Consider the following 15654-nt stretch of genomic DNA (forward strand, 5'->3'; position numbering starts at 1 on the left):
GCGAGGGCTTTGCGTTTATTTAAACGCATACAAAAATATCCCTTATGAATATGAAACCCCTGGCCTGTTGAATTGATTAAACCAAGTGTTTACTTGAGAATCACTTGCATTCAGAAACAGGTATTCGTGATGAAACTTCCTGCACTTGTAGAGCCACTTGCCCAACTAAGTAACGACGAGATCACTCGTTATAGTCGGCACTTGTTGATTCCCGATGTCGGCATGGACGGCCAGCGCCGTTTAAAGACCAGCAAAGTGTTGGTCATTGGTGCCGGTGGTCTCGGTTCGCCCGCATTGTTGTACTTGGCGGCGGCCGGTATCGGTACCTTGGGACTCATCGATTTTGATGTGGTGGACGAGTCCAACCTGCAACGCCAGGTGATCCACCGCGTCGCCACCGTCGGCCAATTGAAGGTCGACAGCGCCGCCGCCGCGATCCGCGATCTGAACCCCCATGTGCAGGTCAACTGCTACAACCTGCGCCTGGAACCGGAAACCGCCGTGCAGTTGTTCAGCGAGTACGACCTGATCCTCGACGGCACCGACAACTTCGCCACCCGCTATCTGGTCAATGACGCCTGTGTGCTGGCCGGCAAGCCGTACGTGTGGGGTTCGATCTACCGCTTCGAAGGCCAGGCCTCGGTGTTCTGGGAAGATGCTCCCGGCGGCGTCGGCCTCAACTACCGCGACCTCTACCCCGAGCCGCCGCCACCGGAACTGGCGCCGTCCTGCTCCGAAGGCGGGGTGCTGGGCATCCTCTGCGCATCGATTGGCGCGATCATGGCCACCGAGGCGGTCAAGCTGATCACCGGCATCGGCGAGAGCCTGCTGGGCCGCTTGATGGTCTATGACGCCCTGGAAATGTCCTACCGGCAAATGCCGCTGCGTCGTGCGCCGGGCCGTCAGCCGATTACCGCCCTCAGCGATTACCAGGCGTTCTGCGGCCTGCTGGCGCCCCACGGCGTGCAGCCTTCGGACATCCCGTCCATCAGCGCCCGCGAGTTGCACGCCCTGCGTGAACGCCGGGAAAACCTGCTGCTGATCGATGTGCGGGAACAGACCGAATGGGACATCGTGCGCATCCCCGGCGCGCAACATATCCCCAAGGGCCCGAACACTGCCCAAGTGATCGAAACCCGCTTCGGCAAGCACGCCAACCTGGTGCTGCATTGCAAATCCGGGATGCGTTCCAAGGCAGTCTTGCTGGAATTGCAGCAACGCGGCTTCAGCAACGTGCGCAACCTCGACGGCGGTGTGCTGGCCTGGGTGCGTGATGTCGAACCGACGTTGCCGAGTTACTGACGGTCATGTTGAAGCTGCGTGCCGGCCTGCTGGAGGCCATGTTGGAACAGGCGCACCGCGATCACCCGCTGGAAACCTGCGGCATCATCGCCGCGCCGGTGGGTGAGCCCACCGCCGAACGCCTGGTGGCGATGGACAACGCGGCGCGCTCCGAAACGTTCTTCAGCTTCGCCCCCAAGCAGCAATTGGCGGTGTGGCGCGAGCTGGATGAACGGGACGAAGAGTGCCGGGTGATCTACCACTCCCACACCGCCAGCGTGGCCTACCCCAGTGCGGAAGATGTGAGTTATGCCGGTGATCCATCGGTGCACTACGTCATTATTTCAACACTGTCGGAAGTTGAAGTAGCGGTGCGCAGTTTTCGTATCGTGCAACGCAAAGTGACTGAAGAAGTTATCTACATCGTTAATTAACCGAAATTCGTTAGTGGGCCAACTAAGGCCCAGGGAGTTCTGCATGTCGATTTCCGTGATGGTGCCCACTTTGTTGCGCTCTTTTACCCAGGATCAGAAGCGCGTGGAAGTGCAAGGCAATACAGTTCTGGAAGTCATCGAACAGATGGAGCGCGAGTACCCAGGCGTCAAGGATCGCCTGATCGGCGACGGCCAGGTGCATCGCTTCGTGAACATCTACGTCAACGATGACGACATCCGTTTCGCCGACAACCTGGGCACCGCGCTCAAGGCCGGTGACGCCATCACCATCCTGCCGGCCGTCGCGGGCGGCTGAGCGGCGGCCACGGTTCAGGGCTGGCGCGGCGTACCTCACCCGAGGTCGCGCGCGCAGCGATCAATCACCTTTCTGGCGAATGTCGAATGTCTGCACTTCTACACGGCTGTAGCCTCAGCGGCACGTTTATCGGCGCACCGGCCGGGATGGCCAGCTTGGCTGCGTCACTGCGCTACCAGGCGACGGCGCTGGGTCTGGCGCCCCACGACAGCGATAAGCGCGATGCCATGCGCATCGGCCTGCATCACCCTGACCTCAAGTCATTGCAGGCTGTGATTCATGGCTGGGCCGACGGCACGTCCGCCGGCGCCACCGAACACACAGTGCAAGCGGCTTGCGGCTTGATGTCGGTGCACGGCCGGGCCAGCGGCAAGGCCCAGGGGCTGGGGGTGGATTACGTCTCCACCCTTGGTGCCAGCCTCGCGCTGCAAGGCGTGTTCGCCGCTGCCGTCGGGCAACTGCGTGGCGGCGATTTCAGCCGCGTGGACACTTCCATGGCCGGCGCCGGCGTGTTGAGCATCGCCCAATACCTGGCCGGTGCCACGGCGGGTGCTGAAGCCGAACACTTGCTGCCGGGTGCGACGTGCGCGAAGAATCGCCCGCCGTTCATGTCGGCCGACGGCGTGTATTTCGAACTGGAAACCCTTGACGCCGAGCCGTGGCGGCGCTTCTGGGCGCAGGTCGGTATCGACGGCGAACAGGCCGGGCAGGGTTGGAAAGCCTTCCTGCTGCGCTACGCCAAAGCCGTCGCGCCGATGCCGCCAGTGTTCCGCCAGGCCATGGCGCGCTTGTCGATGGCACGCATCACCGCGTTGTGCGCCTTGAGCGGCATGGCGGTGTGCCCGTTGCGCAGCCTTGCCGAGCGCCGTAGCGATGCGGACCTGCCAGGGCAAATCGCCCAAGGCCCGTGGAGTTTTGCCGTCGCCGCCAGTGGCCAGCCATTGCGCGGCCTGGACAACCCGGCGCTGCCGTTGAGCGGCCTCACCGTGATCGAATCCTGCCGCCGCATCCAGGGCCCGCTGGCCGGGCATCTGCTGGCGCTGCTGGGCGCCGAGGTGATCCGCCTTGAGTTGCCCGGCGGTGATCCGCTGCGCGGCATGCCGCCGTGTGTGGATGGCGTGTCAGTGCGCTTCGATGCGCTGAACCGGCACAAGCAGGTGCGCGAGTTGGACATCAAGTCCCGCGCCGGCCGCGACGAACTGTTTGAACGGGTGCGCAACGCCGATGTGTTCCTGCACAACTGGGCGCCGGGCAAGGCCGCCGAGCTGGGCTTGGACAGCCCCGACCTGATGCGCATCAACCCGGCGCTGGTGTACGCCTACGCCGGTGGCTGGGGCCACGACCGCCCGGGCGAACCGCTGCCCGGCACCGACTTTATGGTGCAGGCCTGGTCCGGCGTCGGCGAGCAGATCGGCCAGGCTTCGGCCACGCCGGGCGGTTCGTTGTTCACCGTGCTTGATGTGCTCGGCGGTGTGGTCGCCGCCCAAGGCGTGAGTGCGGCCTTGCTGCACCGTGCCCTCAGCGGCCAGGGCGCGCGGGTCGATAGCTCATTGCTCGGCGCCGCCAACCTGCTCACGGTGCAGGACGCGCCCGCAGCGAGCCTGCTCAAGGGCGTCTACCCGACCGCCGACGGTGTGCTGGCCATCGACTGCCAGACCGCGCAGCAGCTCTCGCAGCTGGAACAAATCCTCGCCTGCGACCTGCACAGCGACGCAGCCATCCGCAGCGCCTTGGCGTCGCAACCCGCCGCTACCTGGCAACAGGTGCTGGGCGCCGTCGACATCCCGGCCGTGGTGGCCGTAGAAGACCTGTCAGCCCTGGCTCAAGACAGGCGATTGAAGACGTGTTTAAGCGTGAATGCCTATACCTCGGTCAACGCTCACTGGAGTTTTCGATGAACAACGCAGGCATTATCGATCTGGTTCCCGCCGCTGTGCGCAGCGTGTGGGAACAGGACGGCACTTACCCCAACCGTTCGGTCTACCAACTGTTTCGTGAACACGCCGAACGCGACCCGCACAAACCGGCCGTGCTCGAACCCGACAGCAGCATCACCTACGGCGAGCTGCACGCAGCGGCGCTGCGCATGGCTGCCAGTTTGCGCAACGCGGGCATCGTCGCCGGTGACGTGGTGGCGTACCAACTGACCAACAGCTGGCGCAGTTGCGCCATCGACCTCGCCGCTGCGGCGCTGGGCGCGGTGGTCGCGCCGTTTCCACCGGGGCGCGGCAGTCTCGATATTCAATCCCTGGTGCGCCGTTGCGATGCGCGCGCGGTGATCGTGCCGGCGCAGTACGCCGGCATCGATTTGTGCCAGGTCATCGAAGCGCTGCGCCCGACGTTGTTGTCGCTGCGCGTGCTGATCGTCGAAGGCGAGGCGCGCAAAGGTTGGTTGAGCCTTGAACAGATGTTCCAGGCCGAGCCGTTGAGCGCAGCGCAATTGCCCGACGTGTGCCCGAATTCTCCGGTGCGGTTGCTGGTGTCCTCCGGCACCGAGTCGGAGCCTAAATTGGTCGCCTATTCCCATAATGCTCTGGTCGGCGGACGCGGGCGTTTCCTGCAACGTGTGCACCCCGAGGGCGGCACGTTCCGTGGCCTGTACTTGGTGCCGCTGGGTTCGTCGTTTGGTTCGACGGCGACCTTTGGCAGCCTGTCCTGGCTCGGTGGTTCGATTGCGGTGTTGCCGCAGTTCGATGTCGCGGCGGCCATCGACGCCATCGCCCAATTGCGCCCGACCCACATCCTCGGCGTGCCGACCATGCTGCAACGTATCGCTGCCGATGCGCGTTTGGCGCAGGTGGATAAATCCAGCCTGCTCGGGCTGATTTGCGGCGGTTCGCTGATCGATGAAGTGACCGTGCGCCGCTGTGTCGAGGCGTTCGGTTGCGGCTTTATCAGCCTCTACGGTTCCGCCGATGGCGTGAACTGCCACAACACCCTCGATGATGCGCTGGACGTGGTGTTCTACAGCGTCGGCCGGCCGAACCCGGCGGTGTGTGCGATCAAGATCTTTGACGAAGACGGCGTGGAATTGCCCCAGGGCAGCGTCGGCGAGATCAAGGCGCGCGGCCCGTTGAGCCCGATGCAATACGTGAATGCGCCGGAACTCGACGCGCAGTACCGCGACGCCGAAGGCTGGGTGAATACCGGCGACCTCGGCTACATCGACAGCGACGGCTACCTGATTTTGGCCGGGCGCAAGAAAGACATCATCATCCGGGGCGGCGCGAACATCAGCCCGGTGCAGATCGAAACCCTCGCCACCAGCCACCCGGATGTGGTCAGCGTCGCCTGCGTCGCGGTACCCGACCCAGACCTCGGCCAGCGCGTGTGCATCTGCGTGACCCTGCGCGACGGCGCGCCGCGTTTCTCCCTCAGCGAACTGACCGACTACCTGCGCGAGCAAGGGCTGGAGGTGAACAAGCTGCCGGAATACCTGCGCTTCTATCGCCAGTTGCCGCTGACCCCAGCTGGCAAGATCGACAAGAAATCCCTGGCCGCCGAAGTGGCATTCCTCGAAAGCGGGGCGGGCATCGCATGCTAAAGGCGCAGCGGGTACGGCAGTTTGTCGATGAGCGGATCATCCCTTTGGAAGGCGAGTTGGCGAGCAATCCGCAGTTGCTTGCCGAGCTGAGCGAGCAGGCGCGGGCCGAAGGTTTGTGGGGCAATTTTTATCCGCAAACCGGCGGTAGCCTGCGCGAGTACCTGGCGGTGGCCGAGCAGGAGGGGCGTTCGGAATACGCCCCGGCGATCTTCGGCGATGACGCCACCCTGGATTTGCACATGCTCAGCCGCCATGCCAGCGCGGTGGTGCGTCAGCGCTTCCTGGAGCCACTGGCCTGCGGGGCGATGGTGTCGAGCTACGGCATGTCCGAGCCGGACAGCATCGGTTCGATCCCGGCGACCATCACCGCGCACGCCGAATTGATCGACGGCCAGTGGCGCCTGAACGGGCGCAAATGGTTTATCTGCCGCGCCGAGCGGGCGGCGTTGGTCACGGTGGTGGCGCAGACGGCGCAGGGCTTGTCGATGTTTTTGGTGCCAGCGGATGCGCCGGGGTTTCGGGTGGTGCGGCCGTTGTCGATCCTCGGCCGCTTCGGTGGCCAGGGCGAGTTGGCCTTTGACGATGTGCCGGTGGCGCCCAGCTATGTGCTGGGCCAGCCGGGGCAAGGGCTGGCGCTGATGCAGGAGCGTCTGGGCCTGGGGCGCATCCTGCGTTCGGTGCATTGGCTGGGGTTGGCGCAGCGCTGTTTCGACCTGATGTGCGCGCGCATTCATTCGCCCCGTGGCCAGCAGGCGCGCCTGGCCGACAAGCAGTTGGTGCGCCTGCGGGTGTTCACTGTGTACCAGGCCATCGCCAGCGCCCGGCTGTTGTTGCAGGACGCGGCGGCCAAGCGCGATGCAGGTGTGGCCAACAGCGTTGAAGTGAATATCGCCAAGGTCGCGGCGTCCCAGGCGTTGAGCGCGGCGGCGGATTCGGCGATCCAGATCATGGGCGCCGAAGGGTTGAGCGCATGGTCGCCGCTGCCGGGGATCTACAACACCGCGCGCACCACGCACATCCTCGACGGCACCGACGATGCGCTGATCAGCGCGGTCGGCAGGCAGTTGCTGAACAGCTGTGGCGTGGACGGCTTGGACTTCGACCTGCCGTCGGTGGGAGCGCGGGGATGAGCAATAGCCTGTGGTTGCGCGTGGTCTTGACCTGCGCCATGGCCCTGCCGATGTTGATCTTCTACGCGGTCGGCACCCTCGGCCCGCTGATGATCGCCGACCTTGGCGTGCCGACGCCGTGGCTCGGTTGGTTGATCACCAGCACCTTTGGTTTTGCCGCGTTGCTGTCGTTGTGGGCCGGGCCGTTGGTCAATTGGCTGGGCAGCCGGCGCGGCCTGGCGTTGTTGTTCTGGAGCACGGCGTGTTCTTACAGCCTGCTCGCCGCTTTGCCGGGATTTGCGGGTGTGGTGTTGGCGCTGACGGTGTGCGGGATTGCCCAGGCGTTGGCCAACCCGGTGACCAATCTGCTGATTGCCGAGCGCGTCGAGCCAGCGTTCAAGGCGGCGGTGGTTGGGTTGAAGCAGTCCGGGGTGCAAGTCTCGGCGCTGTTTGCCGGGGCGTTGTTGCCGGGCTTGGCGCTGGGTTTGGGTTGGCGTGGGGCGTTGGCGTGTCTGCTGCTGCCGGCGTTGTTGCTGGCGGTGTTGGGGCCGCGTGTGGCGCCAGCAGCATCGGCACGCAAACCGCTGAGTTTGCGGGTGGCGCGGCCGACCGCGCGCCTGGCTGTGTTGATGAGTATTCAGCTGTGTGTGGGCGTGGTGTTGTCGTCCTTCGTGACCTTTCTCGGTGTGTTCGCCGCCGGGCAGGGCATGTCGGCCACGGCCATCGGTGGCTTGATCGCCGGCTTCGGCGTGATGGGCATTGTCGCGCGCACGCTGTTGACGCCGTTGGGCGCGCGCATGGCCGATGAGTCATGGTTGTTGCTGGTGTTATTGCTGCTGGCGAGCGTGGCGTTGTGGCTGACTGCCCAGGCCACGCCTGAGCGTCACTGGCTGCTGTGGGCCGGTGCGTTGGGCATGGGCCTGACTGCGGTGGCGACCAATGCCATCGCCATGAGCATGGTGCTGCGCGACCCCGGTTTCGGCGCGCCGGCGCCCTCGGCCGGTCTACTCTCGGTGGGCTTTTTCGGCGGGTTTGCGCTGGGGCCGCCGTTGTTCGGGTTGGTGTTCGCCCAGTCCTGGTGGATGCCCATCGGCGTGGTGCTGCTGGCCTGTGGGCTGAGCCTGGTGTTGACGCGGGTGCGCGCTGCGCCGGGTTTGCAGGTGGTTAAATGAGCGCGTTCGACGTGTTGGACCGGCCGCTCAACAGTGCCGAGACGCAGCGCGCCATCGAGGCGATTCTGGCTCGACTGGAGCAGATCGAGGCGGTCTGTGGTGAAGGTTTCCCGCTGTACAACGACGGCGCGTGGAAGGTCTCGGCCGGCGGCTCGTGGCTGGGCGGTTTCTGGGCGGGGTTGTGGTGGCTGCGCGCCGTTCATTACGGGCGTCAGGCGGATCGGCAACAGGCGCTAAGGATTGCCGGACGCTTGCGGGACAAGCTCGACAGCGACACCCATCACCGCGCTCTGATCTTCTGGTACGGCGCTGGTCTTGGCGCGCAGTTATTGGCGGATCCCGAAGCTGCGGAGTTGGCGCAACAGGCCGCACAGCGCCTGGCCCATGCGTTTGATCCGGTGCTCGGTTGCATCCCCCTGGGCCGTGAGATGGGCGGCGGCGCGCAGGGGGATCGCAGCTTAAGCATCGACCCACTGGCGGCGACGTTAAACCTGTTCGCATTAGGCAACGCCCCTGACCTGCTGAGTTTGGGGCGCCAGCACCTGCATACCTCGTTTCGTGCCTGTGCGGGTTCGGCGGGCGCCTGGAGCAGCCATGCCCTTGATGAGCAGGGGCAATGGCACGTTGGCGACCCCGCGGGCGATTGGTCCCGTGGGCAAGCCTGGGCCATGCTCGGCCTCGGCGTCGGTGCGCGTCTGTACGGTGTGCCATTCCACGAGGATGCCCAGCGCGCCAGCCAATACTGGTTGCGCAGCCGCTCGGTGCACGCACCGCTCAACCGCCTGGGGCAGCCCGATGGACCGCACGATCCATGCGCGGCGGCCATGGCGTCGCTGGCCCTGCAATCGCAGGCGCTGGAGTTGGCCGATGGGCAGGTGTTGCAGCAGGAGGCGGGGCGTTTGCTGGCGGCGATCGTGCGCAGCGATGACTTTGTCGACGGGCGTTTCAACGGGCATTGCTATCGCACGTCGGCGACGACGGAGCACAAAGTCGAGTCAGCCTGCGGCAGTTTCTTTTTGCTGGCGGCGTTGATGGCTTGGGCGGGGGAGTTGGATGCTCGGCTGATTTGAGCCCCCGTCGGCCCAGAAACCAGCGGGTCACGATCAGGTTAAAAAGTCATAAAAAGAAGCGCTAAATCAGTCAAAGTCTTTGAAATGGATAGGATTGTCCGACAATTTCGCGCATGAAAAACTCTTCATAATCGCTCCCCTCGAAGGTTGGTAGTTTTCTCACCGCTGCCCAACAATTCGAGTCCTAATAATGAATAAAAAAACTCTTAAAAGCGCTCTGGCGCTCGCCATTTCGCTTGCCTCTACACCGCTGTTCGCCGGAGGGTTTGCCCTCAACGAACAAAGCATCAGTTCGATGGGTACAGGCTACGCCGGTCGCTCGTCCTCGGCCGATGACGCCAGTACGGTGTTCGGCAACCCGGCCGGTATGGCTCGCATCAAACAGAATGAAGTGAGCATCGGTGCGACCTACCTCGATGCCAAATCCAACATCAAGGACGCCAGTTCCTCCCAGGGCGGCGCCGACAACCCAGGTACCAACAAAGGCGACATGGTCCCCGGCATTGCCGTGCCGATGGGTTACCTGGTGACGCCGATCGACGAACACTGGGCGTTTGGCCTGGGGGTCTACGCACCGTTTGGCCTGGTGACCGACTACGAGCACAGCTTCCAGGGCAATGGCTTTGGCAATAAGAGCAAGGTCCAGGTCATCACCGTGCAACCGACGGTCAGCTACGCGTTCAACGACAAGGTGTCGGTAGGTTTCGGCCCGACCTTCAACAAGATCAGCGGCGAGTTGGACTCCAAGGTGCCTGCGTTTGGCCTGGGCACGGAAACGGCCAAGATCAAGGGCGATGACACCGCGATGGGCTTCAACGCCGGTATTCTGGTGCAGGCCCTGGACACGACCCGCGTGGGCGTCACCTACCATTCGCAAGTGGTCTATCACCTGAGCGGCCATACCAACGCCTCGGGCGTGCTGTCCGACCTGCTGGACGGCGGGCCGCAGAAGTATGACGCCAAGCTGAACGTCACTACGCCGTCCTCCGTAGATTTCTCGGTCACCCATCAATTGAGCGATGCCCTGACCCTCTATGTGGGCAGCACCTACACCCGCTGGAGCCAGTTGAAGAAGATCACGGTCAACAACACCGGCGTGTCCGATATTACCGCTGAGCTGGCCGGCCTGGATTCCATCACCGAAGAACAGCACTGGCATGACACCTGGTCCCATGCGATCGGCCTGTCGTATCAGCTCAACAAGCAACTGGTGCTGCGCACGGGCTTCTCCGTGGACCAGACGCCGACCAACAACACCAATCGTTCCGTGCGCATTCCGACGGGCGACCGCACCGTATTCAGCCTGGGAGCCGGCTGGACGCCCGTGGATAACCTGACCTTTGACGTGGCCTATTCCTACCTGAAGGAGGAGCCGATCAAGGTGCGCGACAACAACCCTCAGTTGCAACTGACCTACGACGCCAAGTACGAAAACAGCGCCAACGGGTTTGGGGGGTCGGTCACTTACCGCTTCTGACCGGTGCACACATGAAAACGGCAAGGCCCATCACGGGGCCTTGCCGTTTTTTTTTGCCCGACGGGCGTGGCGCTGGATGCCAGATTTGGCTTTTGAAACGATTGGATATTCTGTAGCCTTGCGCAGCTTCTGTTGCACCCGTGCTTGATGAACAAAAACACTTCGTCCGGCGGCGCCCGATGGGCTCCAGAGCCGGTGGTACACTCGACTTTCGCGCTACTGCGCCTGCAGGTCTTGCGAACATGACGCAAATTTCCGAACGCCTTCTGGTTCAAGCCCACCTCGACGCCAAGCAGCCCAAGGCCCTCAGCGCCGAAGAAGAGGCGAGCCTGCGCGCCGCCATCGCCGCCGAGCTTAAAGCTCAGGACGCGGTGCTGGTTGCCCACTTCTACTGCGACCCGGTGATCCAGGCCCTGGCCGAAGAAACCGGTGGCTGTGTTTCCGACTCCCTGGAAATGGCCCGCTTCGGCGCCGCCCACCCGGCCAAGACCGTACTGGTCGCCGGCGTGCGGTTCATGGGCGAGACGGCCAAGATCCTCACCCCGGAAAAACGCATCCTCATGCCGACCCTGGAAGCCACGTGCTCCCTGGACCTGGGTTGCCCGGTGGACGAGTTTTCCGCGTTTTGCGACCAGCATCCCGAGCGCACGGTGGTGGTCTACGCCAACACCTCGGCGGCGGTCAAAGCCCGCGCGGACTGGGTGGTGACGTCCAGCTGCGCGCTGGAAATCGTCGAGAGCCTGATGGACAACGGTGAGACGATCATCTGGGGCCCGGACAAACACCTGGGCACCTACATCCAGCGCCAGACCGGTGCCGACATGCTGCTGTGGGACGGTGCGTGCATCGTCCACGAAGAGTTCAAATCCAAGCAGTTGGAAGACATGAAGGCGCTGTACCCGGACGCCGCGATCCTGGTGCACCCGGAGTCACCGACCGCCGTGATCGAACTGGCGGACGCCGTGGGTTCCACCAGCCAACTGATCGCCGCCGCCCAGCGTTTGCCGAACAAGACGTTTATCGTGGCGACCGACCGCGGCATCTTCTACAAGATGCAGCAGCTGTGCCCGGACAAGGTCTTTGTCGAAGCGCCCACCGCCGGCAACGGCGCGGCATGCCGCAGTTGCGCGCATTGCCCGTGGATGGCGATGAATACGCTGGAGCGCACGTTGCAGTGCCTGCGTGAGGGGAGTAATGAGATCTTTGTCGAGCCGTCGGTGATTCCGCACGCGGTAAGGCCGCTCAAGCGCATGCTGGATTTCACCCAGGCGGCGCGGCTGAAGTTGGCGGGCAACGCCTGACCCCGTTGTGAACACGGTTAAAACTGTGGGAGCTGGCTTGCCTGCGATAGCGGTCTAACAGTCAATATTGCAGTGACTGGACTGACGCTATCGCAGGCAAGCCAGCTCCCACATTTGATTTGCGTCGTCTAGAATTACTTTTTCTCCTTCGGAATCCGCACCAGCTGCGTATCCGAATAGATGTCATGCCAGCTGCGCTTTTGCTTATCAAACAACGACCAGACAAACCCCAGCCCCACGCACAGCCACGACGCAATCGACACCACAAACCGCAGCAGTGCCTGCCACAGGCTGATGCGCGAGCCATCCGCGTTCTGCACGCGCACGCCCCACACCTGCATGCCCAGGGTCTGCCCGGAATGGGTCCAGAACTTGGCGAAGAAACCAAACACCACAAACAACAGGATTGTTGACAGTAACGGGTCGCCGTCCAGCGCGCCGGATTCGGTGAGGGTGCGCATCTTGGCTTCGCCGATAAACGCCATCCACACCAGCTTGTAGATAAACGCGGTGACGATCAGCAGCGCGGTGCACAGTAGGAAGTCATAGAACATCGCTGCCAGACGACGGCCCAGGCCAACGGCGGGAAATTCGCCCTGGGGGCTCAGCAGGGATTTGGACATGGCAGGGCTCTCTGGAGAAAACACCCATAGTACGGAATAACGCCCATAAAAAAGCCCCTGATGTCATATCAGGGGCTTTTTGTCGCAGGAAGGATCAGCCTTCTGCTTGTACTTCGTCTGCTTGCAGGCCTTTTTGGCCCTGGACCGAAACGAAGGTCACTTTCTGGCCTTCTTTCAGGCTCTTGAAGCCGTTACCCTGAATAGCGCGGAAATGTACGAACAGATCCGGGCCGCTTTCTGGAGTGATAAAACCAAACCCTTTCTCGTCGTTAAACCACTTGACGGTGCCGCTCTGACGTTCAGCCATTTTCTTATTTCCTTGACGCTAAAAATTAATGACAGCCTCTTTCGCATGAAAGAGTACTGGGCTGGATTGCAGGAAAGTAAGACGTCGAACGGGTTGTAGCGCAACTACTTCAGCTACTGCCCAGGTCCAGGTTCAAAGCGACCCATGCAAACACAGTGGGCAAACTCTACGCCAACTAATAGAGAAAATACAAGCCCTGCCAAAACCCCAGCGTTTACTCGGCTTTATGGCACTTTTGTCGGCGCGGCAGATTCGGCTTATTCGATAGAATTGATCACTTGTTATAGGTTGTTCCCTATTACATTGACTATCGTCAATGCACTGTTTTATGGCGGTTGCGTTACAAATTAGTGCGCGTTAACGCAACCGCGTTACTTATAGAAACAGTCAATCAACCACGATAGTAACGTTGCGGCACAAATGGCATTTTACTTACACGAAGTGGCACCTTTTTCCCACGTACCAACGCAGACACTTCGGTATCCAGTGCCGTGAACGCGCTGTCCAGGTAACCCATGGCCAGCGGGCCGCCGAGGGTCGGGCCAAAGCCGCCGCTGCACACGCTACCGATCACGGTGCCGTGTTCGTCAACGATCTCTGCGCCTTCACGCACCGGTGTGCGCTCCTGGGGCAGCAGGCCTACGCGCTTGCGGCTCACGCCGGTTTGCTGCTGGGTAAAGATGCGATCGGCGCCCGGGAAACCACCGGCACGTGGGCCATCGGCGCGGCGGGCCTTGGAGATCGCCCACAGCAGGCTCGCTTCAATCGGCGTGGTCTCGGTGTTCATGTCGTGGCCATACAGGCACAGGCCGGCTTCCAGGCGCAGGGAATCGCGGGCGCCCAGGCCGATGGCCTGTACTTCGGTCTCGGCCAGCAGGCTGCGGGCCAGGCTTTCGGCGTTGGCGGCGGGTACCGAGATTTCAAAGCCGTCTTCACCGGTGTAGCCCGAGCGGCTGACGTAGCAATCCACACCCAACAGACGCAGGGTGGCGAACTGCATAAAGGTCATCTTGGTCACTTCCGGTGCCAGGCGCGCCAGCACCTTCACCGCCGCCGGGCCTTGCAGGGCGAGCAGGGCACGTTCTTCGAACAGCGGCTCGATGCTGCACTGGTCGCCGATATGTTGGCGCAGGTGCGCCAGGTCCTGGTCCTTGCACGCGGCGTTGACCACCAGGAACAGTTCGTCGTTTCCGAGGTTGGCCACCATCAGGTCATCGAGGATGCCGCCCCTGTCGTTGGTGAACATCGCATAACGCTGCATGCCCACCGGCAGGTCGATGATGTCGACCGGCACTAGGGTTTCCAGGGCCTTGGCGGCATTCGCGCCAGTGAGGCGGATCTGGCCCATGTGGGACACGTCGAACAACCCGGCCTGATCACGGGTGTGCAGGTGTTCCTTCATTACGCCCAATGGGTATTGCACCGGCATGTCGTAGCCGGCGAAGGGCACCATGCGCGCGCCGAGCTCGAGGTGCAGGGCGTGCAATGGGGTTTTCAACAGGGTTTCGGTGGACATGTTCAGCTCCTGAAAAACGTGCTGGCGCGCCTTGAGGCGTCAGCACTCGATAATGTTGACTGCCAAACCGCCACGGGCGGTTTCCTTGTATTTGCTTTTCATATCGGCGCCGGTCTGGCGCATGGTGCGGATGACCTTGTCGAGGGACACAAAGTGCTGCCCGTCGCCACGCAAGGCCATGCGCACCGCATTGATGGCTTTCACCGAGCCCATCGCGTTGCGCTCGATGCACGGCACCTGCACCAGCCCGCCAATCGGGTCGCAGGTCAGGCCGAGGTTGTGTTCCATGCCGATCTCGGCGGCGTTTTCCACCTGGGAAACCGTGCCGCCCAACACTTCGCACAGGGCGCCGGCGGCCATGGAGCAGGCCACGCCCACTTCACCTTGGCAGCCGACTTCGGCGCCGGAGATCGACGCGTTTTCCTTGTACAGGATGCCGATAGCGGCGGCGGTGAGCAGGAAGCGCACCACGCCATCTTCATTCGCACCGGGGATAAAGCGCATGTAGTAATGCAACACGGCCGGTACGATCCCGGCCGCACCGTTGGTGGGCGCCGTGACCACGCGCCCGCCGTTGGCGTTTTCTTCGTTGACGGCCAGCGCGTACAGGTTGACCCAATCCAGCACCGACAGCGGATCACGCAGCGCCGTCTCCGGGTGCTTGCACAGTTGGCGGTGCAACGCCGCCGCGCGGCGCTTGACCTTCAAGCCACCGGGCAAGATGCCTTCGTTGCGACAGCCTGCATCCACGCAGTCCTGCATGACCTGCCAGATCTTCAGCAACCCGGCGCGGGTTTCGGCTTCAGGGCGCCAGGCACTTTCGTTGGTCAGCATGACCTGGCTGATGGACAACCCGTAGGTCGTGCAGTGGTTGAGCAAGTCCTTGGCGTGCTTGAACGGGAAAGTCAGCTGGGTTGCATCTTCGACAATGCGGTCGGCGCCGGCGGCGTCTTCATCCACCACAAAACCACCGCCGACCGAGTAGTACTCACGGCTGCGGATCTGGATGTTGGCGGCGTCGAAGGCACGAAAGATCATGCCGTTGGGATGGTAGGCGAGGGGTTTGCGGATCATCGCCAGGTGTTCTTTCTCGTTGAACGCAATGCTGTGTTCACCAAGCAAATTCAGGCGACCGTCCTTGCGCATCTGCGCCAGGCGGGTTGCCACGGTTTCGGTATTCACGGTGTCGGGGTGTTCGCCTTCCAGGCCCAGCAACACGGCCTTGTCGCTGCCGTGGCCTTTGCCGGTGGCGCCCAGCGAGCCATAAAGCTCCACCTTGACGCAGGTGGTGGTGCCCAGCAGGTGGTCGCGCTTGAGGCCCTCGACGAATCGCGCGGCGGCGCGCATCGGGCCAACGGTGTGGGAGCTGGAGGGGCCGATGCCAATCTTGAACAGGTCGAACACGCTTAAAGACATGAGTTGTTCTCCGGTTTCTTATTATTTTCTGGGTGCACTCGGTCTAACTGTGGAGGAGGCCTATGTGGGAGCTGGCTTGCCTGCGATA

General features: G+C 62.7%; 14 protein-coding genes. 10 read left to right on the plus strand and 4 right to left on the minus strand.

All coding sequences use genetic code 11. The features are described 5' to 3' along the window. The first annotated feature begins 129 nt into the window (after positions 1 to 129). From moeB to nadA, 10 genes are all read left to right on the plus strand, one after another. The gene (gene moeB / locus J1G37_RS06920; RefSeq protein ID WP_207040651.1) at positions 130 to 1302 is read left to right on the plus strand and encodes a molybdopterin-synthase adenylyltransferase MoeB; all 1173 of its coding nucleotides are present in this window, start codon (positions 130 to 132) and stop codon (positions 1300 to 1302) included. Positions 1303 to 1307: 5 nt separating this feature from the next. Further along, positions 1308 to 1715, plus strand: a complete 408-nt coding sequence (locus tag J1G37_RS06925) for a M67 family metallopeptidase (RefSeq protein WP_207040652.1) — start codon at positions 1308 to 1310, stop codon at positions 1713 to 1715. 43 nt (positions 1716 to 1758) lie between these two features. Further along, the gene (locus J1G37_RS06930) at positions 1759 to 2031 is read left to right on the plus strand and encodes a MoaD family protein (RefSeq protein WP_124524932.1); all 273 of its coding nucleotides are present in this window, start codon (positions 1759 to 1761) and stop codon (positions 2029 to 2031) included. 86 nt (positions 2032 to 2117) lie between these two features. Next, positions 2118 to 3929, plus strand: a complete 1812-nt coding sequence (locus J1G37_RS06935) for a CoA transferase (protein WP_207040653.1) — start codon at positions 2118 to 2120, stop codon at positions 3927 to 3929. Continuing rightward, entirely contained in the window at positions 3926 to 5575 is a 1650-nt protein-coding gene (locus J1G37_RS06940; RefSeq protein ID WP_207040654.1) for a class I adenylate-forming enzyme family protein, read from the plus strand. Before J1G37_RS06935 ends, J1G37_RS06940 begins: the two co-directional genes overlap by 4 nt. Then, entirely contained in the window at positions 5569 to 6705 is a 1137-nt protein-coding gene (locus J1G37_RS06945) for an acyl-CoA dehydrogenase (protein WP_207040655.1), read from the plus strand. The genes J1G37_RS06940 and J1G37_RS06945 overlap by 7 nt, the downstream gene beginning before the upstream one ends. Beyond that, complete coding sequence (locus J1G37_RS06950) at positions 6702 to 7856, plus strand: MFS transporter (RefSeq protein WP_207040656.1); 1155 nt, start codon at positions 6702 to 6704, stop codon at positions 7854 to 7856. The genes J1G37_RS06945 and J1G37_RS06950 overlap by 4 nt, the downstream gene beginning before the upstream one ends. Beyond that, on the plus strand, positions 7853 to 8926 hold the full coding sequence (locus tag J1G37_RS06955; protein ID WP_207040657.1) for a glucuronyl hydrolase: 1074 nt from the start codon (positions 7853 to 7855) through the stop codon (positions 8924 to 8926). Before J1G37_RS06950 ends, J1G37_RS06955 begins: the two co-directional genes overlap by 4 nt. Before the next feature lie 190 nt (positions 8927 to 9116). Next, the gene (locus J1G37_RS06960) at positions 9117 to 10403 is read left to right on the plus strand and encodes an outer membrane protein transport protein (protein WP_207040658.1); all 1287 of its coding nucleotides are present in this window, start codon (positions 9117 to 9119) and stop codon (positions 10401 to 10403) included. Positions 10404 to 10645: 242 nt separating this feature from the next. Further along, positions 10646 to 11704: a quinolinate synthase NadA gene (gene nadA / locus J1G37_RS06965; RefSeq protein WP_124524925.1), complete on the plus strand. Its 1059-nt coding sequence runs from the start codon at positions 10646 to 10648 to the stop codon at positions 11702 to 11704. A 134-nt stretch (positions 11705 to 11838) separates the two neighbouring features. On the opposite strand, the gene J1G37_RS06970 is transcribed toward nadA, so the two are convergent. The 4 genes from J1G37_RS06970 to J1G37_RS06985 form a co-directional block, all read right to left on the minus strand. Then, the gene (locus tag J1G37_RS06970; RefSeq protein WP_207040659.1) at positions 11839 to 12327 is read right to left on the minus strand and encodes an RDD family protein; all 489 of its coding nucleotides are present in this window, start codon (positions 12325 to 12327) and stop codon (positions 11839 to 11841) included. Positions 12328 to 12421: 94 nt separating this feature from the next. Next, positions 12422 to 12634, minus strand: coding sequence for a cold-shock protein (locus J1G37_RS06975; protein ID WP_007253000.1), 213 nt, complete (start codon positions 12632 to 12634; stop codon positions 12422 to 12424). A gap of 391 nt (positions 12635 to 13025) precedes the next feature. Next, entirely contained in the window at positions 13026 to 14150 is a 1125-nt protein-coding gene (gene gcvT / locus J1G37_RS06980) for a glycine cleavage system aminomethyltransferase GcvT (RefSeq protein WP_207040660.1), read from the minus strand. 39 nt (positions 14151 to 14189) lie between these two features. Beyond that, a complete protein-coding gene (locus J1G37_RS06985) occupies positions 14190 to 15566 on the minus strand; it encodes an L-serine ammonia-lyase (RefSeq protein ID WP_207040661.1) in 1377 nt (458 codons plus the stop codon). Positions 15567 to 15654: the final 88 nt, after the last annotated feature.

Origin of the sequence: Pseudomonas sp. Marseille-Q1929 (assembly GCF_017316265.1) — a bacterium.
GTDB lineage: Bacteria > Pseudomonadota > Gammaproteobacteria > Pseudomonadales > Pseudomonadaceae > Aquipseudomonas.